The sequence below is a fragment of the Ruegeria sp. ABM4_193 genome (genome assembly GCF_056158705.1).
In genome coordinates this window covers 879501-903968 of sequence record NZ_JBSWTT010000001.1, presented here as the reverse complement: position 1 = coordinate 903968, position 24468 = coordinate 879501, and the positions used below count along the sequence as shown (strand labels likewise).

Genomic DNA, 24468 nt, shown 5'->3' with positions numbered 1-24468 from the left:
CGTTTTTTGCCACTCTACCCAAGTGCTACATATTGGCCAGCCGCCACAGCCGCGCTGCGACAATTAAGGATGGAACAGTGACCCGACCAGATACGCGATCAGCGCAGCCAGCCCTCCGATCAACAGCGTCTCTATCCCTGACCGCCACCATGGGGACAGAGACCAACGACTTTTAAGCGCTCCTATCGCAAAAAAGACCCCCATGGTCATCCAGGCGGACATCGCAAATGCGTTCGGAACCGAAGCCAGAAAGGGCAGCAGGGGGATCATCCCTGCCACCAGGAAGGCAAAGAATGTGGCCAGCGCCGCCTTCAACGGATGCGGGTCAACACTGCCCAACCCATACTCTCCTTCGATCATCAGGTTGATCCAGTTTTCGTGGCTCGAGGTGATCTCGGCCGTGGCTTCGGTCAAAACGTCGCCCGACAACCCCTTTTGCGCAAGGATCTCGCGCACTTCCTCCCGCTCACCATCCGGGTAAAGCGCGATGTGGCGTTCTTCGACCGCGCGGATGCGCCGAATGTTGTCCAGTTCCGCCTTGGTGCCCGAGTAATTGCCAGCAGCCATGGAAAACCCGTCAGCCAGCACATTCGCCAAACCCAACGCAACGATCACAAACGGGGAAAGCCCTGCCCCTGCGACCCCTGCCACGATGGCAAAGGTGGTAACAGACCCGTCGATGCCGCCATAGACAACATCGCGCAACACTCCACGACCAGGCGGTGCATTGATCCGTTCGGCGATTTCCTGCGGGCTGTGACCGTGATCCGTCATGGCTGGCTCCTCCGACACTCCTAGTGTGACGAAGGGTGGGCTATGACGCTTTGCTTTGGATCAACCCTTGGAAAACAGGCCCTGCAAGGCGCGTTTGATGATGCCGCGCGTTGACGGTTTGTGCCGTTCTGAGAATGGCAGCGGGCGGCAAACCTCCATCGCGGCCACGCCCACACGTGCGCTTAGCGCCCCGTTGACCAACCCCTCTCCGAACCGGCGGGACAGTTTGCTGAGGACGGATCCGCCCAGTACAGGCTCCAGCAGATCGTCGCCGACGGCGACCGCGCCTGTGGCCACAAGATGAACAAACACGGCACGTGTCAGGCGCCAACTGCCGAGGGTACCGGCCCGACCGCTGTAGATTTCCGCGACCCGGCGGATCATCCGAAGCGATGCGGCCAGCGCTGTCACAACATCTGCCAAGGCCAATGGGACTAAGGCGGTCACGGTTGCGACCTGCCGGGCCGCAGCCTCAACTTCTCGGCTGGCCGCCTCGTCTAGCGGAGCCAGCAGCTCATCTTCGGCAAGGCTCAGCAAAGCCGAGGCATCAAATTGATCCGCCATACGCTCTGCCAGTCGGTCGCGGCCCCAGCGGGTCTCTTCCCGGCCTTTGTAAAAGGTGATCAGACGATTGGTGACAACACGGGCCTGTGCCAGATCGGCATCCGTCAAGGCCGTATCCGCCGCGCGGCGCATTCCATCGACCCGCGACAACCGCCCCAAAGCTGCCAATTCGCGGATTGCAATGATCAATCCAACCAGCACCAATGCCGCCAGCAGGCCAACTACGACCCACCCCAGAACCGGCATCCGCGCCACCAGTGAAGTTGCAAAATCCCAAGCTGCAACAGAGATTGCCGCGCCAACAACAGCCAAGGCCAGCCCCCAAAACCAACGCGCCAAGACGGATGGTTTTCGGGCGGCAAGCATCGCAGCGCTCTGCATCGCTTGCCCTTGAGGCTGCGCCACATCTGGCACCGGAGGGGCCTGCGCAACATCAGCGGCGGGATCATCCGCTTCAAGATCGATCAGAACCGGGCCTTTAGCCATGGGTCATACCTTTGCTATGCCAGACAAATTTAATATCCGGCAGGTTTTCGTCATTATCCGCGCCATCGCTGCGCGCTGCTTCGGCAAAGCCGTTGCGCTCATAAAATTCACAAGCCCCTGTGTTGGCCTGAAACGCATACAAGCTAAGCCGGGTTTGTCGCGATTTCGCGTGATCCAGCAATTGCCGCCCGATCCCCCGCCTTCGCGCCTGCGCGTCCAGATAAAGCGAATGGATTTCGGTACCGTTGAGCGCCAGAAACCCGACCACGCCCACGTCACTTTCCGCAACAGTTACCCAATCCTGATCGATCATTTTACCGCAAAAGGCGATGGTTTCAGCGCAACTGTGCAGATTTGGCATCCAGTCATTTTCCACGGTGAAACCGTGCAGGATTGTCCCCATGGTACCAGCATCTGTGGTACGTGCAGGGCGCAAGATAACGGTCACAACCTGTCTCCGATCAGGAACTGAGCTGCGCGATCCAAACGGATATGCGGCGGCCCGTCGCCGGGTTTCAGGGTCAGATGCGCAGGGGCAAATGCCATGAACCCATAATCTTCATCCAACCAACTGTGCGCCCCATTTCGCGCCGGACCCAAAAGATGCGCTGGGTCTTCAGGCAATTCGCCGGGATAGAACGCAGCCTGTTTCCCGCTGTCCAACAGAGTGCCCCTTACACATGGCAGCTCCACCCCATTGTGCTGGCGCATTTCTTCGGTCGTGGCGCGCAGCGAGGCCAGGGACAGAGCTGCCGTTTGCGCCCCCGCGAAATTCGCGCGGTCTCGTGCCTCGCGTGTCAACGCTTCGATGATCGCCGTCATGCGGGGATGTTGTGTGTGGTGCAAATGGTCGGCTTTAGTCGCCGCAAACAGGATGCGTTCGACCCGCTTGCCCAACAGTAACTGGCTGAGCCACGCATTCCGACCGGGGCGAAAGGCCGACAAAATATCGGCCATCGCGCGGCGCATATCCTCAACCGCCTGCGGGCCTTTGTGGATCGCGCCCAGTGCGTCGACCAAAACCACCTGCCGGTCGATGCGCGAAAAGTGGTCGCGAAAAAAGGGTTTCACCACCTGAGACTTATAAGCCTCAAATCGCCGCTCCATCTCACGCTGAAGAGTTTTGCGGCGCGACGGTCCGGACACAGCCAAAGGCGCAAAGGTCAAAACCGGTGAGCCCGCCAGATCACCCGGCAACAAGAAACGCCCCGGGGTGCAGTCATAAAAACCAGCTTCACGCGCCTGATTGAGATAAGCCGTGAACGATGACGCCAGAGCTTGCGCCGTCGGCTCGTCATGCGCACCAGACGGGTCTGTGGCCTTGACCTGCGCCAGATACTCGGCTGCCTCGGCACGGATCTCGATGCGCGTCAGTGTCTCTTGCGACCAATCTTCGTAAGATTTGTCCAGCAAAGCCAGATCCAGCAGCCACTCACCGGGATAGTCCACGATGTCCAAATGCACTGTTCGCGGCCCCTGCAACCCGGCAAGTATCCCTGAAGGGCGCGCCTTGAACGACAAACGCAGTTCGGACACAGCGCGGGTGCTGTCGGGCCAATGTGGCGTGGGTCCGGTCAGAGCGGACAGGTGGCTTTCATAGTCGAACCGGGGCACCGTATCGTCCGGCTGTGGTTGCAGATAAGCGGCGTTGATCCGTCCCTCCTGCTGCGCGGTCAGGCCGGTCATGCGGCCCCGGTCCAACAGGTTGGCCACCAGCGAGGTGATGAAAACCGTCTTGCCCGATCGCGCCAACCCGGTGACACCCAGACGGATGACCGGCTCGAAAAACGTCTCGGACACGGTATCGCCGATGGTTTCGACGCCACGCACAAGACTGTCTGCCAGTGATGAGATGACCAAACTGTCGCCCCGCAATTATCGTTTTACCCAAGATAGGTAGAGGGTGCGGCACATACCAGCGCTTTCGCCCCCTTGCCCGTTCCGGCCTCGCGCGTTACCAGCGGCGCATGCCCAGATATGCGTTAAAAGTCGAATACCAAGGGGAACCGTTTGCCGGATGGCAGCGGCAAAAGGATCAGCCGTCCGTTCAGGGGGCCATTGAAGAGGCTCTGTCGCGTATTCAGCCGGGTGCGCATACAATCGCCGCCGCAGGTCGCACCGATGCCGGGGTTCACGCGCTTGGTCAGGTTGCCCATTGCGACATGGCCAAGGAATGGGACCCGTTCCGCCTGTCCGAGGCACTGAACTATCACCTCAAACCGCAGCCTGTGGCGATTGTGAAGGCCGCTCGGGTCGATGAGGATTGGCATGCACGCTTTTCAGCGGTTGAACGGCAATATCTGTTCCGCATCCTGATGCGCCGCGCCCCGGCAACGCATGACCGGGGGCAGGTCTGGCAGATCAACCATCAGTTGGATGTTGATGCGATACAGGACGGGGCAAACATGCTGCTGGGACGGCATGATTTCACCACGTTCCGGTCTTCGATCTGTCAAGCGGCGAGCCCTGTTAAAACTCTGGATGAGCTGCGGGTCGAGCAGGTTCCGGGTTTTTCCGGCCCCGAGATCCATTTCCACGTGCGCGCCCGATCTTTCCTGCACAACCAGGTCCGCAGTTTCGTGGGCACTTTGGAACGTGTCGGCGCCGGTGCCTGGACGCCCGAGGATGTGCGCGACGCGTTGAACGCTGCTGACCGTGCGGCTTGTGGGCCGGTCTGCCCGCCGCAGGGGCTGTATCTGGCGCGGGTCGGTTACCCTAAACCGGTTTTCGACTAAATCGCGCGCATCAGCAGACCACCGGCAATCACTGCAATGACAAGCCCCGCGACCAGTTCGATGGTTGGGGCCAGCACGGACGCAAAGCGTGTGGCCGAGGCTGAAGCCAACAACCCACCGCGCAGGCCGAAAGATGTCCAGCCGACCAGCGTTGTGACTGTAGCCGTGCCCAGCGCCATAGCAAAAGCCCCGGCGACACCAACCATTGCGATGCCCATCTGCCAGGTCAGGATCAGCACGAACAAAGCACCCGTACAGGGCCGCGCGGCAATACCAGCGATCAGGATCATAGCCTCGCGCAGTGTGCCCACATTTGCGACCTCTTCCGCCGTTGGTCCATGCCGATGGCCACAATCCGAGCAGACACCGTCATCATGGTGATGGTGATGCGCATGATCGTGGTGGTCATGATGATGGTCGTGATCGTGTTGGTGCGCGTTGGCGTGGTGATCGTGAGCATGGTCATGATCATGCGCCGGTTGGCTTTTTTGCCGCCGCGCAAAACTGCGCAAAGCACGGAACACCAGCCACAACCCGATCAAAGCAATCGCGCCATAGCTTATGGGGGCCATGACCTGCTCGGTCGCGCCGACAAGGCTTTGGCGGGACATCTGAAACACCAATACCCCGGCATAGACCAGAACGATGGCCGTTACGGCCTGTCCCAGGCTGGACAGCACGCTGATCGCTGACAGCCGCCAGAAAGCCACGCGCCGACCCAGCCCGTACCCGCCGATCAGAACCTTACCGTGACCCGGGCCGATGGCATGAAAGAAGCCATAGGCAAAACATACGGTCAGCAGCGTGGCAACGGCCTGCGGCTGCTCGGCGCGTGCGGCGCGCAGCGAGCGGGCGATCTGGTTCTGAAACTCGCGTTGCTCACCCGCCGCCCAGGCTGCAAGAGAGTCAAACCCGCCACTGCCCCAGAACCAAAGCAGCAGTCCACAGGCAAGGGCAACCGGAACTATCAGGTAGCGGGACATGAAATGCGAATCTCGGTGGCAAAGTTCTCTCCGACCAGAGGAATGTCGTTTTCCTCAAGGTCGTAATCTGCATCCAGCGTTAGCAGAAACGCCTGCATCTGGGCCAATTGACCGTCAATATCCGGATCGAAACGTTCCATCTGGCAGGTAGCGGGGCCTGTGACGATGACAGGGCGTGTCACTTCGTAGGCTGTGTAATAGGTCTCATCGAACGCCTTCGCCGACAAGGCGCTGGCGGGCACTGAACCCCCTTCGACCGCGCGCAGATGCGTTGTGACGATGCGGCCATCTTCGGTTGTGGCATGAGGAGACATCGGGCCCGAAAGGTCAACTTGCACTCCTCCGGCCGTAACAACCAGATCGCCGTTATACCCTTCGATCCATTGCGCATCGAACCCGGTAAGGATCGCTTCTTCGCCTTCGGTCAGCGCGCCATCACCGTCCTGATCCAGCCGCATGTCTTCTAGTTGCAGTAAGGAAAACAGCTCATCATAGGCCCAGGTCACTCGGACATGAGTCAAGTTACCACTTTCATCCACGATGAACTCAAGCCCAGTGTCGATAAAGACGTGCGGGTGAGCCAAGGCCGGGATAGGCAGGCAACAGGTTATAGCGGCAAGCATCCAACGCATGATTGCAAGATAGGTCTGCCGATCTGCGGCGGCAACGGCTTTTATAGTCAGGATGCAAAAACCGGCCGAGTGTCAGCCGGGCGGGAACAAAACCAGTGTTTGCAATGCGGTTCCAACCGGACCTTGCGTGTCATACAACACCGACTGTGACATCCCGATACCTGACGGCTGCCAATGCGAGACAGAGTCTGAGGCCAACCAATCGGAAACCGGCTCTCGATGGATGTTCACTGTCAGGTCGGTATTCATGAATCCCATTTCCGAGGTTGGCGCGTTCCATGAGATGCCATTGCCGCAATCTGCCAACGGACACAGGGCCTGAATGGGCGATTGTACCTCACCCTGCAAAAGTCGCGGTGTCCGCATCCAAACCGTTTTGGGTCCGGCCCCCTGCCTGCCGCCTTTCGGGTACCGAATATCGCTGTAATGGGCAAAACCGGGCAACTCGTGGCGAATCTCGCCAATTGGAAACGGGCCGTCGACGGCATCCTCGATCCGGGGGGCAGTGCTTTCAACATTTGCAACCGGTCCAAGATCGCGACGCACCAGATGCATGGTCGAGGCCGTGGCACATAGCGCGTCGTTCAAATCGTGAACCGTAACGCGCGTGGTCGCCAACGTCTTGGTGTGGCGGGTTGTTTCTGCCGCAACCCGCAAACCGGCCAGCGGTAAAGGGCGTAACAGGTCGACAGTCAGACGAGTCAGCATCTTTTCCGAGCCGACTTCGGTTTCCGCCGCCCGCACGATCAGACCACTCACAGGCCCCGCATGGCAGTGATCAGCAGACCACGGGCCACGTGCGGGATCGTAGCCGACAAATGCCCCGTCTTCTCGTTGACTAAAATAGGCTTTGTCGGCGAAATCGAGCGCTGCTGCCATAGGCCCCCTCAGATCTTTTCTTGCGTATATTTCTTTAGCTCGGCCCGTGCCACCTGACGGCGATGCACCGCATCAGGCCCATCGGCCAATCGCAGGGTCCGCACATGGGTCCAGGCCGTCGCAAGCGGTGTGTCCTGACTGATGCCCTGTGCACCGAACATCTGCACTGCTTCGTCGATCACCTTCAGTGCAACTTGTGGTGCGACGACCTTGATCTGGCTGATCCACGGTGCCGCAGCCCGCGCGTCGCCCTGATCCATGTACCAAGCGGCTTTCAGGCACAGCAGTCGGGCCATTTCGATCTCCATCCGGCATTCGGCAATGATGTCGTAATTGGCCCCAAGCTGCGCCAGTTTCTTGCCGAAAGCCTCGCGTTGCAGCGATCGTTTGCACATCTGCTCCAGCGCACTTTCGGCCTGCCCGATGGCGCGCATACAGTGGTGGATGCGGCCCGGCCCAAGGCGACCTTGCGCAATCTCGAACCCGCGCCCTTCGCCCAGCAGGATGTTTTCGGCCGGAACGCGAACGTTGGTGAACCGGATATGCATGTGGCCGTGAGGTGCATCATCGTGGCCATAGACCTGCATGGGGCGCAGAACTTCGATCCCTTCTGCATCCGCAGGCACCACAATCATCGACTGACGCTTGTGTTTGGGTTGTTCATCGCCGCCGGTTTTGACCATGACGATATAAACCTTGCATCGCGGGTCGCCCGCGCCCGAAGACCACCATTTTTCACCATTGAGGACATAGTCATCCCCATCCCGCACACAGGACATCGACACATTGGTTGCGTCAGACGAGGCCACGTCAGGTTCGGTCATCAGATAAGCAGATCGGATTTCACCTTCGAGCAGTGGTTTCAGCCATTGTTCCTTCATCTTCGCGGAACCGTAGCGTTCGAAAACTTCCATGTTGCCGGTATCCGGGGCCGAGCAGTTGAACACTTCGGCCCCTAGGGGGGTCTTGCCCATTTCTTCGGCGAAAAAGGCGTATTCCACGGTGGTCAGGCCAAACCCCTTGTCGCTGTCGGTCAGCCAGAAATTCCACAGCCCTGCTGCCTTGGCCTTGGCCTTCAGCCCTTCAAGAATTTCGGCTTGGCGCTGTGTGTACTGCCAGCGGTCGCCATTGTTGATTTCGGCGTGGTATTCTTCCTCCAGCGGCATGATCTCATCCCGGATCATTTCCGAAACACGTTCCAGAAGAACGCGGTTTTCCTCGCGCAGGGTAAATGACATGTTCACGGAAGCATCCTCCTCAGGCGTCGGAACCGGGCTATACTTTTGCTGCAAGGATGGCTTAACTGCCCCGAGCCTGTCCACCACAGTGACGGGACGTCACCACACCAAATTCTACGCAGGAGCCGCGCATGGCGTTGTTGATCGAAACCGGGTTGTCCGATTGGATAGGCGATGAAGAAATTGCTGCCAAATTGAAGGCCGCAGCGCCTGATGCAGATATCCGCACGCCCCAAACGCTTGGGAACCCTGAAGACATCACTATGCTCGCGCTGGTCGGCATGCAAAGCGACCATCCCGCGCGACTGCCCAATCTGAAACTGGTTCAGAAGTTGGGGGCGGGCGTGGAAACCATTGTCAGCCACCCCGACCTTCCGGCCCATGTCCGCATCGCGCGCCTGAAACCGGATGCCCCTGCACAGGGCATTGCCGAGTGGTTTGTGGCATACATCCTGCGCGACCAACGACACATGGCGTTCCACGAGGCCGCCCAATCCCGGGCGGAATGGTCGCCGCGAGAGCCGATCTTTACACCTGACACACGCGTTGGCGTTCTGGGGCTGGGTCATATCGGGGCCCGTACCGCCCTGATGCTGCGGGCCGTCGGGTTTCAGGTTATGGGCTGGAGCCGTACACCGAAGTCCATAGAAGGTGTGACTTGCCTGCATGGGCAAGACACCCTGCCTGATCTTTTGGGGCAATGCGATCATGTATGTGCGATTTTGCCTTCGACACCACAGACCGTTGGTTTGTTCGACGCAAAAACACTGGCCACGATGAAACCCGGCAGCCAATTGCTGAACGCCGGGCGCGGGGATCTGATTGACGAAGCCGCCCTGATCGAAGCGCTGGATAAAGGCACACCAGGTCACGCCGTGCTGGACGTTACATCAGTGGAACCACTGCCACAGGACAGCCCGTTATGGGCCCATCCCGGCGTGACGATCACACCGCACGTCTCGGGCTGGCATCTGGGTGACGCGCTTTCAGATGTTGCCGAGAACTTTAAACGGCTCAACTCTGGCGCGCCCTTGCTGCATGAGGTGGATCGGGCTCAGGGCTATTGAGGCCCGTACCGCAGATCAGGGCGTGAGAATCCAGTTGCCATTGCCGTCGTTGCACCGGCGGGTTCTGATCTCGCGACTCTGATCCCCGCCTTCCGGCTGAACGACATGCTGCAGGCTGACGCAGTTGCCCTGCACATCTTGCACCCGGATCGTGCCCTTCGATCCGGTGTCGTCGTTTTTCCAGGCCCGCTCCTGACCAACAGATGGCGTACCGCTGGTCAGCATCGTGTTCGCGGTTGCATTGACGACTTCGAAATCCGCAGGCGACAAGCCCATTTCTGCAATGATTCGCGACAGTGGCTTGGCGACTGCCAAACCGGTCATGAAAAGAACGCCACAAGCGGCGATTGCGGGCAAAAACTGGGCTTTCATAGCGGCCTCACAGAACTGAAATCATTTGTGTCCAAGGATATACCGCTGCCGCTGCAGGGCCAAGCCCCTGACGTCGACCTTCAAATTATCCCGAACAAACCTATCGCGCCGGTGGACCTATCTGCGCCCGGTCTTTGCGCTCATAGTGCCGTACAAACGACCCCGAGGCTCATGATGACCAACCCAACCTATTTCGCCCCGACCGGGGGCCATCCCGGTCAGGACCAACTGTTGACTGACCGCGCTATGTTCACGGACGCTTATGCGGTCATCCCCAAAGGCACGATGCGCGACATCGTCACTAGCTCCCTGCCTTTCTGGGAAGGCACGCGCCTGTGGGTTCTGTCGCGTCCGCTCAGTGGATTTGCCGAAACGTTCTCACAATACATCATGGAGGTACAACCCGGCGGTGGCAGCGACCAGCCTGAAACCGAAGCGCAGGCCCAGGCCGTTCTCTTTGTGGTCGAGGGGACTGTCACCTTAACCCTGAATGCCGAAAAAAATGTATTGGAAACAGGGGGTTATGCCTATATTCCACCGGGAAGCGACTGGACATTGCAGAACACGGGTGACGCAGTCGCCCGGTTCCATTGGGTCCGCAAAGCCTATCAGGCGGTGCCCGGGCTGCCTTTGCCCGATCCGATCATAACCAACGAGCGAGACGTGACACCGGTGGAAATGCCGGGAACACAGGGCCGCTGGTCGACCACGCGGTTTGCCGACCCTCAGGACCTGCGCCATGACATGCACGTCAATATCGTCAATTTCGAACCCGGCGGGGTCATACCATTTGCCGAAACCCATGTGATGGAGCACGGGCTTTACGTGCTGGAAGGCAAAGCCGTCTATCGCCTCAATCAGGACTGGGTCGAGGTCGAAGCGGGCGATTACATGTGGTTACGCGCCTTCTGCCCGCAAGCCTGTTATGCGGGTGGTCCGGGGCGGTTCCGGTATCTGCTGTACAAAGACGTCAATCGGCACATGCCCTTGTCTTTGCCCTAAGGTAATCATGTGGTTCGCAAAGGTGTGCCGTGATTTTGTGGCTTCGGGGCTTCACACGCGCGCCGGAATTTGCTGAAATCCAAGCAAATTCTGATTTTAAGCATTGGAGATTGTTCCATGAAACTGCGCCCTGCCCTGCTGGCCATTGCCGCACTCGCCGCATCTGCGACCCTTTTCACCTCGCCCCTTTCCGCCAAGGAAGAGACCAAATCCGTATTTGTCATGAGCCGCACCTGGGCAGTGACGCAAGTCTCGGACGCGCCGGTTGTGTACCGCGCCACGCGTGACAACAACAATCTCAACCCGTTTGGCCCCCCACCACGTCTGCGCACCCTTCAGGCCATCGCCGCCATTCAGCAGGCAACCGGGTGCAAACCCATTGTGGCCAGCATGTATCAGAACATCTCGGGCCAGTTCTTCTCGCAGGTCAGCTGCAACTGACAATACGTCAGTTAAGGCATTGAGGTCGCCTGAACGGCCTGCCATAGCTTGCGCATGAAACTCGCGATTAACGGATTCGGCCGCATCGGCCGTACGATCCTGCGGCAGGTTCTGGCCCTGCCGGAAGGGTCAGATATCGAGCTGGTGCTGATCAATGACATCGCACCGCTGGAAACATGCGCTTACCTCTTCAAATACGACAGCACGTTCGGCCCCTACCCCGGCGATGTGTCCGAAGGGGATGCCGCGCTGATTGTGGATGGGCGGACGATTCCCATGACCCACAGTGCCGATCTGACCCGCGTTGATCTGTCGGGTGTCGACGTGATGCTGGACTGCACCGGCATTGCCCGCAGCTCTGACGTTGCGCGTCGCGGTCTTACCGCGGGCGCGGGCAAGGTGCTGATATCTGGCCCTTCGCCTGCAGCGGATGTGACCATTGTTCTAGGCGCAAATGAGGATCAACTGGGCAGCGCGAGGATTGTATCCAACGCCTCGTGCACCACCAACGGGTTGGCACCGCTGGTCAAGATGATCGACGACATCGCAGGCATCGCCTCTGGGCATATGACCACCATTCACTGCTATACCAATAGCCAACCGATGGTGGACGCGCCGCGCGGCGACCTTGCCCGTTCGCGGGCCGGTGCGCTGTCAATGGTCCCCACGACGTCAAGCGCCATGCATCTGATCGATGTGGTCCTGCCGCATCTGGCCGGACGCATTTCCGGCGCGGCTGTCCGTGTGCCGACGGCCAGTGTTTCCGCCGTGGACCTAATCGTGACACTTGAGCGGGGCCTCAGCATAAGTGCTTTTGACCAAGCGCTGAAAGAGGCCGTTTCTGCCTCGCCCGTGCTTGGCTGGACAGATGTGCCGCTGGTCTCGTCCGACTTGCGCGCCCGCCCGGAGTCATTGGTCATCGCCGGGCCGGAAACCCGCATGGTCGGGGAAAATCAGGTTCGGATCTTCGGCTGGTACGACAATGAATGGGGCTTTTCAGCCCGGATGCTGGACGTCGCCCGCCTTATGGCGACGGAGTAGCCGGATCGCGGCCCTGACGGATGGCACGTGATCCGGCGGGGAACAGGTTACTTATGTCCAGGCAAGCTGCCTGCACCATGCCCGGACATTCCACCCGATACTTCTTCGGTGGCTTCGTCAGTCAATTCTTCCGGCAGGATGAGGTTGAGCACGATCGCAATAACCGCTGCTGGCAGAAGACCACTTTTCATCAGAATACCCAACGTGTCCGGCAGATGCTGAACCGCGTCGGGTTCAAGCTGCAACCCGAATCCGATGGAAAGCGAGATTGCAAAAATCACCATATTGCGACGGTTCCAGTCGACGTCAGACAGCATCGAAATACCCGCCGCCACAACCATCCCGAACATGACGATGACGCCCCCGCCCAACACCTCAATTGGAATGGTCCGGATGATTGCCCCCACCTTGGGAACCAACCCGCACAGGATCAGGAACAAGGCACCAATGGTCACGACATGGCGGCTCATCACGCCTGTCATCGCGATCAAACCGACATTCTGACTGAAGGACGTGTTGGGCAAGCCACCAAACACACCGGCCAGTGCCGAACCGAAACCGTCAGCATAGGTTGCACCGGCAATCTCTTCATCCGTTGCCTCACGTCCTGCACCACCCTTAGTCACACCCGAAACGTCGCCTACGGTTTCGATGGCCGAGACAAAGGCCATGAGGCAGAAACCGATCACGGCGGCAAATGAGAATTCAAACCCGTATTTGAACGGAACAGGCAGTGCAAACGCCGAAGCGCGACCCCAGCTTGTACCAATCGCTTCAAAGGTCACCATCCCGACCATCAATGCATAAAGGTATCCAACCGCCAGACCAATCAGGACAGCTGAAACTGAAAGCATGCCCCTGGCGAAGAATTTCAACGCAAGCGTTACAACAACAACGACCATCGCTGCTGACCAGTTCAGCATTGACCCGTATTCTGGCGTACCGATTGCCGGAACTCCTCCGGCAGCGTACTGGATACCAACTTTGACCAACGCCAGACCGATCATCGTGACTACAAGACCGGTCACAAGTGGTGGCAAAGCGAAACGTATCTTCCCGATGACAGCCCCCAGACAGGCATGGAACACACCACCGATGATCACACCCCCGAACAAAGCTGCCAACCCGTCGACCCCTTTACCCGCCACAAGTGGGATCATAATTGGCAGAAAGGCGAAACTTGTCCCCTGAACAATCGGCAACGCAGCCCCAACCGGACCCAGAGTGACCGTCTGCAACAACGTTGCCACGCCAGCGAACAGCATCGACATCTGGATCAAGTACAAAAGCTCTGGGAAATCGGGCGAGTTCGAACCAAACCCAAACCCAGCCGCACCTGCGACAATGATTGCAGGTGTCACGTTTGAGACGAACATCGCCAGAACGTGCTGAATACCCAGTGGAATCGCCTTGTGCAGCGCGGGTGTGAAATTCGGATCCCGAAGTTGTTCGGGTGTTCCAATTGAAGTTTCGGCCATGGGCACTGTCCTCTCAGTCAGAGTTCACGGGGGTATTGCCGCTTATCCCGCGGCTTCATTGGGTTTCGGCACCACCTCATAGGGTGTGTCGAACCAGTGTTCTTCCAGATTTGAGCCGGTGCCGATCCTGTCCACCACCGCAAACAGACCCGGGCCACGCAGAGGTGTCAGAACGCCATGCCACGTTCCGCGGTGGTAATTCACCATCTGGCCCGGCTTGGTTATGAACGCGCGCGGGACGCCCGGTTCCCCGACATTGTCGGTCGCGACGATCACCAGAAAAGGCTGATACGTCATGGGAATGAAAGCCTGACTGCCGTCAGGATGGCGCTCGACCATCTCAAGCGTGTAGGGCAGTGAACGGGGGTTGGCATTGAACAGGCTCAGCCCAGCCCGGCCATCAGAAAAATCCAACTGCGCGCGGTCATGAAACCGCCCGCATTGCTCCTGGTTGATGATCTTGTCGGGCGGCCCAGACGCCTCGATCAAATCTCCAAATGGGGCAAATGCGTCTGCCGAGATTATTTCTGTCACGATCTGCCGGGTCATGCGGGCAATACATCCCGCAACCGGAACTCGGCGATCCGTTCAACCTGACGGCAGGCTTCGGCAAATTCCGTCGTGCGATCCTGTTCAATACGTCGCTGGAAGGCTTCGAGGATCGACGCTTTGTTATGGTCCCGTACCGCAATTATGAAGGGGAACCCGAAGGTCTGCGTGTAGCGCTGGTTCAGATCAGTAAACGTCTCGCGCTCGGCATCGGTCAGCGCGTCCAACCCGGCCGAGGCTTGCTCTGACGTGCTTTCCTGTGTCAGCCGTTTGGCCTGCGCCAGCTTACCCGCCAAATCCGGATGTGCGGTCAGAACGCCCAAACGCTCGTCTTCTGAAGCCGAACGGAACATGCGCGTCAACGCGTTGTGCAGCCCACCAGCAGTGTCATGTGCCGGGCCCAGCTCCAGATCAAAGGCGCGTTCAGCAATCCAGGCCGAATGCTCAAAAATACCGCCAAATGCCTCGACAAACGCGGTGCGGTCCATCTGTGACGGACGCACGCGATGCACCGGCGGATGGGTGGTTGCCCAATGTTGCGCGATTTGCAATCGCGTTGCGAACCAGACATCGGCAAATCCCCGTGCATAGTCCAAGAACCGTTTCAGCGCCATCACACGCCCCGGTCGGCCAATCAGGCGGCAATGCAAACCGATCGAGAGCATCTTGGGAACGCCCGCCTCACCCTCAGCGTACAGTGCGTCAAAACTGTCTTTCAGGTACGCGAAGAACTGATCACCCGAATTGAACCCCTGCGGAGTGGCAAAACGCATGTCGTTGCAATCCAGCGTGTAAGGCACGATCAACTGATCCCGCCCTCCGGTCTGCATCCAATAGGGAAGGTCGTCCGCATAGGTGTCTGCGACATAGGCAAACCCGCTCTCTTCCGCGACCAGACGCACTGTGTTTTCGGAACAGCGCCCCGTGTACCAGCCGCGCGGGCGTTCACCGACAACTTCTGTGTGCAGACGTATGGCCTCGGCTATTTGTGCACGTTCTTCTTCCGGGGCCATATCCTTGTGTTCGACCCATTTGAGGCCGTGGCTGGCAATTTCCCAACCAGCGGACTTCATCGCCGCCACCTGATCGGGCGACCGCGCCAGAGATGTGGCCACGCCATAAACCGTGATCGGAAGATCCTTCATCAGCCGATGCAAACGCCAGAACCCGGCGCGTGCGCCGTATTCATAGATCGACTCCATATTCCAGTGCCGCTGACCCGGCCACTGCGCGGCCCCCACGATCTCGGACAAAAACGCCTCGGACGCGTCATCGCCGTGCAGCACGCAGTTTTCGCCACCCTCTTCATAGTTCAGCACAATCTGAACGGCCAACTTGGCCCCGCCCGGCCATTTCGCCTGCGGAGGGTGTGCTCCGTATCCGATCATGTCCCGGGGGTAACGCGGCGACTGCATAGTATGGTCCATTTCTATTTCTGTTTCCAACAGACTTACCCCAGAACACAGCCTTTGATTATCAAATCAATCCGAACGCTGTTTCCGGTTCTTTCGGCATTTCAACTGTTTCGAACTTTGCGCCAGACTGTCAAAAATCAAAAGGCACATGATAGGAGAGATCGGTGGCAGGCTATTTGACAACCCATGTTCTGGATACCGCACGTGGCTGCCCTGCAGAGGGGCTGAAAATCGCGCTTTACAGTGTGTCCGGGAACTCTCATCGAAAACTGGTTGAGATGGAAACCAACGCGGATGGCCGTACCGACAGCCCAATATTGCCGCAGGACGCATTTAAAACAGGCACTTACGAACTGATTTTCTTTGCAGGCGATTACCTGCGTGCAACAGGTCAGGACGGAGACGATCCCTTGTTTCTGGATCAGGTACCCATCCGGTTCGGCATGTCCGATGCAGAGGCGCATTACCATGTCCCGCTTTTGCTATCGCCCTATGGCTATTCAACCTATCGCGGAAGCTGACTGAGAGCCGGGGGGCTTAAGCGGGTAGCTCGGCACTGCGGACGATTTTTCCGATCCGTTCGATCATGAAGTCCATGAACAAACGCGCCTTCGGGTCTTGATGTCGCCGGTGCGTGTAAAGACATGCCATCTGCACGGAAACCGGTGGTGTTGCGGTTGCAACCGGAACAAGACGCCCGGATTTGAGGTGTTCAGCGACCTCAAAAACGGGTTTCATTGCAATCCCTTGCCCTGACAAAGCCCAATCCGTCAACACGTCTCCGTCATCACATTCAAACCGACCCGACACCGCAAAACGTTTCGCTCCCTCAGGGGTTTCCAGCATCCATTGAAACTCAGCCGCTCCCGGAAAGCGCAGGTTCAGGCATTCATGTTTGTCGGCGACCAGATCAGCCCCGGTTGATGGCATTCCGCGCCGCGACACATAGTCGGGGGCGGCACAAAGCACCCGCTGACAATCTGCGATCTTACGGATGCGCAGGGTGCTGTCTTCGGGTTGACCAATGAAGACCGCCAGATCCAGCCCTTCGGTTGTCAGATCGACAGATCGGTCCGTCAGCCGCAAGCGCACGTCTACTTCTGGGTACGCAGCCAGAAAATCAGGAACATGCGGTGCCAGCAGACGGCGCCCCACCCCCAGCGGCGCCGCCGCAAACAATGATCCACGTGGTGCTTCGGTCAAATGGGTCACCTTAGCCTCGGCATCATCCACCGCGTCCAGAACCGCTACCGCACCGGGATAAAACGCTTTGCCTTGCTCGGTCGGAGACAGATTGCGGGTCGTACGCTGAAAAAGGCGTACGCCTAAGTGATCCTCAAGCTGAGAAATCCGCGCTGAAGTCACAGCCGGAGAAATTCGCAGGTCTCGCCCCGCGGCGGACATGCTGCCCAGATCGTAGACCCTGACAAAGGTGCGGATGTTATCGAGATAGGACATCTTTTCGTTTTTTTTGATACAGTTTGACAATATACGGGAATACCGAAGAAAATCCTGTTTGCCTAGTGTGGTGGCAACCAATCGGAGACCTCTGAAATGTACGACTTTGCCGTGTTCTGGGACTGGATGGCGTTTGCCGTGCGCTGGTTGCACGTGATCACCGCCATGGCCTGGATCGGATCCTCATTTTATTTCATCGCGCTCGACCTGGGTCTGAACCGCAATATTCCGGGTCCGGCGGATGGCGAGGAATGGCAGGTGCATGGCGGCGGCTTCTACCATATCCAAAAGTATCTGGTGGCCCCCGAACGGATGCCGGATCACCTGACCTGGTTCAAATGGGAAAGTTATTCGACCTGGCTCAGCGGTGCCGCGCTGCTGATGATCGTTTATTGGGTCGGCGGAGAGCTGTATCTGATCGATGCGGAAAAGGCTGATCTGGCGCTATGGCAAGGCATTCTGATCTCGGCCGCCTCGCTGACCGTTGGATGGCTTGTTTATGATTTCCTGTGCAAATCAGGACTTGGAGAACGCCCCACTTTGCTGATGGTTTTGCTGTTCGTGCTGCTGGTGGCCATGGGTTGGGGGTACAACCAGATCTTCACGGGGCGTGCGATGATGCTTCATCTGGGCGCGTTCACAGCCACGATCATGACGGCAAACGTGTTCTTCATCATCATGCCCAATCAACGCATCGTGGTGGATGATCTGAAAAATGGGCGCACGCCGGATCCGAAATACGGCAAGATCGCCAAGCTGCGCTCAACCCACAACAACTACCTGACATTGCCCGTCCTGTTCCTGATGCTGTCGAACCATTACCCGCTGGCTTTCGCGACGGAATACAACTGGATCATCGCTGCGCTGGTTTTCCTGATGGGCGTGACCATCCGGCACTATTTCAACACCCGCCATGCCCGGGCTGGCAATCCCACCTGGACGTGGCTGGCCACCGCACTGCTGTTCATTGCCATCATGTGGCTGTCGACAGCCCCCATGTACCAGCCGCTGGAAGAGGCAGAGGCACAGCCGCTAACACCATATGAACAGAAATTTGCTGATGCGGACGGGTTCGAAGACGCCCATGACATTGTTCTTGGGCGCTGCTCGATGTGTCACGCGCGCGAGCCGGTCTGGGAGGGCATTCTTTGGGCCCCGAAAGGTGTGCTATTGGAAACCGAGGCCGATATCGCCCGAAACGCGCAGCAAATCTATCTGCAGGCTGGTGTGACGCATGCGATGCCTCCGGCAAACGTAACCTATATGGAACCTGAAGACCGCCAAGCCATAATCAGATGGGTGCGCAACGCCGGACTGTAGCACAAACGCAATTTACCCTAAATTTTCGCATCAGGCGCATAATCTCTTTCCCAGATCGCATTCAGATGCTCTAACCTGAATGCAAAGGACCGTGGCAAACGCGGTGTATGATATTTGGAACTGGGACATTTGGGGCAATTCATGCAAGGGAGCAAGCCGCAAGGCCGTCTGAGGCGCTGGCTGAGTGTCGCTGTTGTGGCGTCGGCTCCAAACGTGTCACTGGCATTGGAAACCTCTCTGACCGCACCGGGTGCGTCCAAAGAACTGGTGGAGCGTCTGAAAGAGACGTCATCCGTCACCACCGCCGAAGAGCGCGGCCTGGATACCCCGCTTGAAATCCTGTCCGCCGCATTGTCGGATTACCGCACGATTGTGCAGATCCTGTATGACGAGGGGTATTTCAGCCCGGTAGTCAGCATCAAACTCGACGGCCAGGAAGCCGCGGAAATGAGTTCGCTGACCGTTCCGGCAAAGATCGACCGGGCGGCGATTAACGTTGAAACCGGGCCCAGCTTTAAATTCGGCACCGCCACTGTACAGCCGTTGGCGCCTGACACCGTTCTGCCGGAAGAGTTCGCAACCGGCAAACTGGCAACAACCGGTGCTATTCAACAGGCCACGTCAGCTGGTGTGCAGGGGTGGCGGGATGCAGGCCATGCCAAGGCTGGGGTCGCGGGGCAGAAAGTCATCGCACGGCATTCTCAGGCGCAGTTGGACGCTCAGGTCACGCTGGAACCGGGGCGCAGGCTGACATTCGGTAAAATGTTCATCAAGGGCGACACGGATGTGCGCCACAGATCCATCGAAAAGATCGCTGGGTTTCCAAGTGGAGAGGTTTATTCGCCGGAAAAGATCCAAAAGGTCGGAACACGACTGCGCCGCACCGGCACGTTCAACGTCGTTTCACTGCAAGAGCGTGAGACACCAAATCCAGATGGCACGTTAGACTTTGATGCAACTTTCGAAGACCTGCCCAAACGTCGCATAACCTTTGGTGTTGAAATCGCCTCGCGCGATGGTGTTGACGTGACAGCGACCTGGGCCCATCGCAATATGTTCAAACGCGCGGAACGTTTGCGCTTTGAAGCCGCGATACGCAACATCGGCGGGGCCGAGAACATCGACGGCCGGATCGGCTTGCGTCTGGATCAACCGGATCGCCTCGGCCCGGACGACAACACATTCTGGAGCGCGCTACTGGAACGGCGCAACACTGAAAACTACAACGTGTCGGTTGCGTCGCTGGCCTACGGTGCGCGTCGCACCTTCTCGGACAACCTCTATGCCGAAGCCTCTGCCGGTTTTCAGTGGTCGGATGCTGATGATGCGTATGGAAGCGGTCGCAAGTTCAGGTATTTCATCGTGCCGTTCCGCTCGGAATGGGACGAACGCGACAGTAAAGTCAGCGCCACACGGGGCTTTTATCTTGATTCACAAGTCATGCCCTTTGTTGGTATTTCCGGTACCGACACGGGCATCCGCCTTTTCTTTGATGGTCGGGCTTATACCAGCTTGGGGACAGGGGGCCGGATCGTTTTGGCCGGGCGCGCGCAGCTGGGTTCCGTAATTGGCCCCCCTGCCGATGGCGTCACGCCTGACTTCCTTTTCTTCTCGGGCGGTGCGGGAACCGTTCGCGGGCAACCCTATGAAAGCCTTGGCATTCCGGTTGGAACCGGCATCGCAGGCGGCAAGTCTTTTATCGGCTTGTCAGGTGAAATCCGCGGCAAGGTCACCGATAGCCTGTCACTGGTCGGGTTTTATGATTACGGTGTTGTCGATACGTCTTCGTTCATCGGCAGCGGTGCCGAAGACCACGCTGGCGCCGGTATTGGTGTAAGATACGATCTGGGCGGATTTGGACCTTTGCGATTTGATCTCGCCTATCCGGTGAGTGGTCCCACCGGCGACGGTCTGCAGTTTTACATCGGGATCGGACAGGCGTTTTGAGACGGTTTCTTTCATACCCTCTGCTGATCGGCACTCTGCTGCTTGCACCAACGGCCGGGCAAGCGCAGGAGGACGAAGGCGGCAGCATGATCGAGCGGTTCCTGCAGGATACGCTGTCAGGTGACGATCAGAACGTGACCGTCACGGGTCTTCAAGGCGCGCTGAGTTCGCGGGCCACCATCGCCGAGATTACGGTTGCCGACGATGAAGGGATCTGGCTGACCATCAAGGATGCGGTGCTGGACTGGAACCGTCTGGCGCTGATCCGTGGCCGGTTTTCCGTCAACGCCCTGACCGCACAGGAAATTGACATCGCCCGCACCCCGGGCACCACCACCAAAGATACGCCGCCCCCCGCAGCTGAAACGCAAGCCTTTCAACTGCCCGAACTTCCTGTTTCCATCGAAATCGGTGAAATCAGCATCACCGAACTGTCTTTGGGCGAGCCACTGATCGGCGTTGCGGCAGAGTTGGCAGTGACCGGAAACCTGTCACTGGCGGATGGCACGCTGGATACAAATCTCGACATCACACGTCTGGACCGCGCCGGGGATGAAATCAAGCTGAGCGCGGGGTTTCAGAACTCTGACAGTCAAATCGATCTTGATCTTCAAGTGACCGAGGCGGCGGGCGGCCTGATATCTACGGCTCTTAAAATCCCGGATAGCCCACCCATTGGGCTGACCGCAAAAGGGTCCGGGCCGGTGAGCGATTTCACGGCGGATATTGGCCTCAGCAGTGATGGCCAACCACGCGTGACCGGACAGGTGCGCCTGCGTTCGGCCCCGACCGCAGCGGCAAGCGCAGACGAGGGCATCGCCTTTACAGCCGATCTCGGTGGGGATCTGACGCCCTTTGTAGCCGAAAACATGGATACGTTCTTTGGCACCAAGACACAGTTGTTTGTGGACGGGCGAACCGAAGCAGATGGCGCGCTGACCATCAGTGATCTTGAGCTGACCTCTCAAGCGCTGAACCTCAAGGGTGAGCTGCAACTGGCCGCCGGTGGGCAACTGCAACTGGCCGCCTTGCAAGGGCGGATCACACCGCCGGACGGGCAAAACGTGGTACTGCCGGTTTCGGGCGGCGACACGTCCATCGAAGCGGCACAGATTTCCGCGTTGTTTGACGAGAAAAACGGCAATCTTTGGGACCTGAGCCTTACAGCCAACGGAATAAAGACGCCACAGATCGATTTGCAACGTGTGCAAATCTCGGCGCAGGGTACGCTGGAACAAGGGACGGCCCTGCAACTGGATGGCGATCTTCAGGCTGCTCTGGACGGGATCGACCTGGCCGACGATGCGCTGAACGCAGCCGTCGGCGAGCGCGTCACGCTGGATGGCGTGTTCGCCTATGGCAGTGATCAAACGGTCAATCTGTCCGGCGTGGAGTTGGTTGGTTCTGATTACGAACTGGGGCTGGACGCGGTAATCAGCGGCCTCTCCACCGGTCTGGCCGTAGATGGCACGGCCACGTTGCAGGCGACGGACTTGTCGCGGTTTTCGGATCTGGCAAAGATGGATCTTGGGGGCCAGGCGTCTGCACGGCTTGTGGGGCAAGGCTCTCCGCTGGAAGGCAGCTTTGACGGCAAGCTAGAGGTCGAAGGAAATGACCTGTCCACCGGGCGCGACGACATCGATCCGGTCATTCGCGGTAACACCACAATCACTGTAGACGCCAAGCGGGGTGCAGATGGCGTAACGATCCGGGATTTCACACTGATCGGGGATACCCTGCGTGCACAGGCTGACGGTACAGTTACCACGCCCGGTGGCAATCTGACCATCGACGGGCAGGCCACGGTCAATGCTCAGGACCTCTCCATCTTTTCGGGCCTTGCAAATCGCGAGCTTGGCGGTGCCTTACAAGCGCAGCTCAACGGTAAGGGCGCGGTTCAGACGCTGGAATTCGATGGGACCGCCAGCGTGACGAGCCGGGACATCAAAACCGGCATGTCTGAAATTGAACCCCTGGTTTCGGGTCGGACCGAGATCACGTTTGACGGTGCGCTCAGTCAGGATCAAATTGTGATCCGCGACGCCAAGGTGAACGGAACCGCCCTTACGGCACAAGCGGCAGCCACAATCGACGATCCGACAAGTGCGCTGGCTGTGGATGGCGAAGCCAGCCTGAACATCCCCGATCTGTCTCTGTTCTCGGGCCTTGCCAAACGCGACCTTGCCGGGTCAATCAAAACCGATGTTTCGGGCAAAGGTGCGTTAGGAAGCAAAAGCTTTGATGTGAAAGGCAAACTGGATGCGAACGACATCCAGACCGGAATCGACGCTGTCGACAAACTGATCCAAGGGCGCACCACCCTGACCGTGGACGCGCAAAAAGGCGATGATGGTCTTGATATTCGCGGTTTCCGGTTGAAAGGGACCGCCCTGTCGGCAGAGGCCTCTGGGAAACTCGATCGGGATGCCGGAGGGTTGAGCTTTACTGCTGCGCTGGACGACTTGGGCCGACTGTCGCAAACATTGACGGGGCCATTGAAACTGGATGGAAACGTCGCGCCCACAAGCACAGGCTTTGAAGGCAAAGCCAATCTGCAAGGACCGGACAGCTCTTATGCCAAAGTCGCGGGTTCGGTCGATACGAACGGCTCAGCCGACTTGGACTTCGACGCAAAATTCAACCGTATTGAGCGGTTCGTCCCTGATTTCCCGGGCACCATCGCAGCGACGGGCAATGCAAAGCGGGACAATGGGCTTTGGACCATCGATGCCAAAGCCGAAGGGCCCGCCGACATCACCAGCACCGTTGCCGGAACCTTCGACGAAACCAGCACTGAAGCCGATCTTAAGGCGCAAGGCGGCGTCAACCTTGGGATAGCAAATATCTTTATTACACCCAACAAGATCGACGGGTCGGCACGTTTCAATTTGGCCCTGAAAGGGGCACCTGCGCTGGCGTCGCTGAGTGGATCTGTCACGACCTCTGGCACATCACTTGCTATTCCAGATGCAGGCCAAACGATCACCGGTATCAGCGGCCAGATCGATCTGGCGCAAAGTCGTGCAACCATCAAACTCAGCGGTGGAGTACGCGCTGGCGGTGGCTTTACCGTTACCGGACCTGTTGACCTTACACCGCCTTTCAACGCCCAGATCACGACGGCGTTGAACAGCCTCGTGCTGACGGATCAGCTGCTCTATGAGACTACCTTGAATGGCCAGATCGCAATGACCGGGGCGCTAGCCGGAGACAGTTCGATTGCCGGGCAAATCACGTTCGACGAAACCAACATCAATCTCGCGGCCGCTTCCGGCGCGGTCGGGGCGGCACCGATCCCCGAGATTGAACATGTCAATGAAAGCCGCCCGGCCTTTGTCACCCGAGAACGCGCGGGGCTGGTTGTCACGGAAGAAGCCAGCCAAAGCAATTCCAGAATTGCGCTGGACATCAGCCTGCTGGCCCCCAAGGCCGTGTTCGTCCGAGGACGGGGCGTAAACGCAGAGTTGGGTGGCCGGATCTTCATCGGCGGCACCACCACTGCCGTCGTTCCGTCCGGCCAGATCGAACTGATCCGAGGCAATTTCGACATTCTGGGCCGCCGGTTGGCCCTGACGAAAGGCATCGTTACCCTCCAAGGCGACCTGACACCTTATATCGAGTTCGAGTCCTCGGCCAGTACGTCGGACGGAACTGCCACAATCGAAATTGCAGGACCTTTGGATTCGCCCGAGGTCAACGTGTTCTCTGACCCCGAACGCCCAGCCGAAGAAGCGCTTGCGATGCTGCTGTTCGGGAATCGGTTCTCGGAGATTTCACCATTCCTGATTGCGCAGATGGCCGCCTCGCTGGCCCAACTCAGCGGCGCGGGCGGTGATGTAACCAAGGGCCTGCGGGACTCCACCGGCGTGGATACAATCGATGTCGGCGCTTCGGAAAGTGGTGCGGGTCGGTTGGGGGCTGGCGCCTATTTGGGTGAAAACCTGTACACCGATTTCACGGTCAATACCGAAGGCGATACCGAGGTGAACCTGAACCTGGATGTGACAGACAATTTCACGGTCAAGGGCACGGTTGATGGCCGCGGCGAAACCGGCATCGGGGTATTTTTCGAACGCGATTATTAAAG

22 protein-coding genes are annotated in these 24468 nt (G+C 58.5%); 9 read left to right on the top strand and 13 right to left on the bottom strand.

Annotated elements, in window-relative coordinates; genetic code table 11:
- Positions 1 to 63 precede the first annotated feature (63 nt).
- Genes ACXADZ_RS04535 through ACXADZ_RS04520 form a run of 4 tightly spaced genes read right to left on the bottom strand, consistent with a single transcriptional unit; the run spans position 64 to position 3684 of the window.
- Positions 64 to 774 carry a VIT1/CCC1 transporter family protein gene (locus ACXADZ_RS04535; RefSeq protein WP_171094246.1) on the bottom strand — a complete coding sequence of 237 codons (711 nt, stop codon included), beginning with the start codon at positions 772 to 774 and terminating at the stop codon, positions 64 to 66.
- Positions 775 to 834: 60 nt separating this feature from the next.
- Positions 835 to 1824 carry a YcjF family protein gene (locus ACXADZ_RS04530; protein ID WP_475193006.1) on the bottom strand — a complete coding sequence of 330 codons (990 nt, stop codon included), beginning with the start codon at positions 1822 to 1824 and terminating at the stop codon, positions 835 to 837.
- A complete protein-coding gene (locus tag ACXADZ_RS04525; RefSeq protein WP_475193003.1) occupies positions 1817 to 2272 on the bottom strand; it encodes an N-acetyltransferase family protein in 456 nt (151 codons plus the stop codon). Before ACXADZ_RS04525 ends, ACXADZ_RS04530 begins: the two co-directional genes overlap by 8 nt.
- Positions 2269 to 3684, bottom strand: coding sequence for a YcjX family GTP-binding protein (locus tag ACXADZ_RS04520; RefSeq protein ID WP_475193001.1), 1416 nt, complete (start codon positions 3682 to 3684; stop codon positions 2269 to 2271). Before ACXADZ_RS04520 ends, ACXADZ_RS04525 begins: the two co-directional genes overlap by 4 nt.
- 107 nt (positions 3685 to 3791) lie before the next feature.
- On the opposite strand from ACXADZ_RS04520, the gene truA reads away from it, so the two are divergent.
- On the top strand, positions 3792 to 4559 hold the full coding sequence (gene truA, locus ACXADZ_RS04515; RefSeq protein ID WP_475192999.1) for a tRNA pseudouridine(38-40) synthase TruA: 768 nt from the start codon (positions 3792 to 3794) through the stop codon (positions 4557 to 4559).
- On the opposite strand, the gene ACXADZ_RS04510 is transcribed toward truA, so the two are convergent.
- The 4 genes from ACXADZ_RS04510 to ACXADZ_RS04495 form a co-directional block, all read right to left on the bottom strand.
- Positions 4556 to 5542, bottom strand: a complete 987-nt coding sequence (locus ACXADZ_RS04510) for a nickel/cobalt transporter (RefSeq protein WP_475192997.1) — start codon at positions 5540 to 5542, stop codon at positions 4556 to 4558. The two genes, truA and ACXADZ_RS04510, sit on opposite strands and share 4 nt — an antisense overlap.
- Positions 5527 to 6165, bottom strand: a complete 639-nt coding sequence (locus tag ACXADZ_RS04505; RefSeq protein WP_254448221.1) for a DUF1007 family protein — start codon at positions 6163 to 6165, stop codon at positions 5527 to 5529. Before ACXADZ_RS04505 ends, ACXADZ_RS04510 begins: the two co-directional genes overlap by 16 nt.
- 81 nt (positions 6166 to 6246) lie before the next feature.
- The gene (locus ACXADZ_RS04500; protein ID WP_475192992.1) at positions 6247 to 7053 is read right to left on the bottom strand and encodes a thioesterase family protein; all 807 of its coding nucleotides are present in this window, start codon (positions 7051 to 7053) and stop codon (positions 6247 to 6249) included.
- A gap of 8 nt (positions 7054 to 7061) precedes the next feature.
- Positions 7062 to 8291: an acyl-CoA dehydrogenase family protein gene (locus ACXADZ_RS04495; RefSeq protein ID WP_475198482.1), complete on the bottom strand. Its 1230-nt coding sequence runs from the start codon at positions 8289 to 8291 to the stop codon at positions 7062 to 7064.
- A 131-nt stretch (positions 8292 to 8422) separates the two neighbouring features.
- On the opposite strand from ACXADZ_RS04495, the gene ACXADZ_RS04490 reads away from it, so the two are divergent.
- A complete protein-coding gene (locus ACXADZ_RS04490) occupies positions 8423 to 9358 on the top strand; it encodes a 2-hydroxyacid dehydrogenase (protein ID WP_475192989.1) in 936 nt (311 codons plus the stop codon).
- 15 nt (positions 9359 to 9373) lie between these two features.
- Here ACXADZ_RS04490 and ACXADZ_RS04485 read toward each other — a convergent pair whose 3' ends face one another.
- A complete protein-coding gene (locus tag ACXADZ_RS04485) occupies positions 9374 to 9730 on the bottom strand; it encodes a hypothetical protein (protein WP_475192986.1) in 357 nt (118 codons plus the stop codon).
- Positions 9731 to 9904: 174 nt separating this feature from the next.
- Between ACXADZ_RS04485 and ACXADZ_RS04480 the strand changes: the two genes are divergently transcribed.
- The 3 genes from ACXADZ_RS04480 to ACXADZ_RS04470 all read left to right on the top strand — a co-directional run bounded on the left by ACXADZ_RS04480 (position 9905) and on the right by ACXADZ_RS04470 (position 12214).
- Positions 9905 to 10732, top strand: coding sequence for a bifunctional allantoicase/(S)-ureidoglycine aminohydrolase (locus tag ACXADZ_RS04480; protein ID WP_475192982.1), 828 nt, complete (start codon positions 9905 to 9907; stop codon positions 10730 to 10732).
- A 117-nt stretch (positions 10733 to 10849) separates the two neighbouring features.
- Positions 10850 to 11173: a hypothetical protein gene (locus ACXADZ_RS04475; protein WP_171669309.1), complete on the top strand. Its 324-nt coding sequence runs from the start codon at positions 10850 to 10852 to the stop codon at positions 11171 to 11173.
- A gap of 54 nt (positions 11174 to 11227) precedes the next feature.
- Entirely contained in the window at positions 11228 to 12214 is a 987-nt protein-coding gene (locus ACXADZ_RS04470; RefSeq protein ID WP_475192978.1) for a type I glyceraldehyde-3-phosphate dehydrogenase, read from the top strand.
- Between the two features lie 47 nt (positions 12215 to 12261).
- Here ACXADZ_RS04470 and ACXADZ_RS04465 read toward each other — a convergent pair whose 3' ends face one another.
- From ACXADZ_RS04465 to puuE, 3 genes are read right to left on the bottom strand one after another with little or no spacing between them, the layout of a single operon-like run.
- A complete protein-coding gene (locus ACXADZ_RS04465) occupies positions 12262 to 13692 on the bottom strand; it encodes a uracil-xanthine permease family protein (RefSeq protein ID WP_171094274.1) in 1431 nt (476 codons plus the stop codon).
- Positions 13693 to 13734: 42 nt separating this feature from the next.
- The gene (locus tag ACXADZ_RS04460; protein ID WP_475192974.1) at positions 13735 to 14241 is read right to left on the bottom strand and encodes an ureidoglycolate lyase; all 507 of its coding nucleotides are present in this window, start codon (positions 14239 to 14241) and stop codon (positions 13735 to 13737) included.
- Entirely contained in the window at positions 14238 to 15656 is a 1419-nt protein-coding gene (gene puuE / locus ACXADZ_RS04455; protein WP_475198480.1) for an allantoinase PuuE, read from the bottom strand. The genes ACXADZ_RS04460 and puuE overlap by 4 nt, the downstream gene beginning before the upstream one ends.
- A 164-nt stretch (positions 15657 to 15820) precedes the next feature.
- Between puuE and uraH the strand changes: the two genes are divergently transcribed.
- Positions 15821 to 16177: a hydroxyisourate hydrolase gene (gene uraH / locus ACXADZ_RS04450; RefSeq protein WP_171094280.1), complete on the top strand. Its 357-nt coding sequence runs from the start codon at positions 15821 to 15823 to the stop codon at positions 16175 to 16177.
- A gap of 16 nt (positions 16178 to 16193) precedes the next feature.
- Here the strand turns inward: uraH and ACXADZ_RS04445 are convergent, their stop codons facing one another.
- Complete coding sequence (locus ACXADZ_RS04445) at positions 16194 to 17114, bottom strand: LysR family transcriptional regulator (RefSeq protein ID WP_475192968.1); 921 nt, start codon at positions 17112 to 17114, stop codon at positions 16194 to 16196.
- Positions 17115 to 17210: 96 nt separating this feature from the next.
- On the opposite strand from ACXADZ_RS04445, the gene ACXADZ_RS04440 reads away from it, so the two are divergent.
- The 3 genes from ACXADZ_RS04440 (at position 17211) to ACXADZ_RS04430 (ending at position 24466) form a co-directional block, all read left to right on the top strand.
- Positions 17211 to 18434, top strand: a complete 1224-nt coding sequence (locus ACXADZ_RS04440; RefSeq protein ID WP_171094284.1) for a urate hydroxylase PuuD — start codon at positions 17211 to 17213, stop codon at positions 18432 to 18434.
- A 141-nt stretch (positions 18435 to 18575) separates the two neighbouring features.
- Positions 18576 to 20381 carry an autotransporter assembly complex protein TamA gene (locus ACXADZ_RS04435; RefSeq protein WP_475192960.1) on the top strand — a complete coding sequence of 602 codons (1806 nt, stop codon included), beginning with the start codon at positions 18576 to 18578 and terminating at the stop codon, positions 20379 to 20381.
- Complete coding sequence (locus tag ACXADZ_RS04430) at positions 20378 to 24466, top strand: translocation/assembly module TamB domain-containing protein (protein ID WP_475192956.1); 4089 nt, start codon at positions 20378 to 20380, stop codon at positions 24464 to 24466. The genes ACXADZ_RS04435 and ACXADZ_RS04430 overlap by 4 nt, the downstream gene beginning before the upstream one ends.
- The last annotated feature ends 2 nt before the right edge of the window (positions 24467 to 24468 follow it).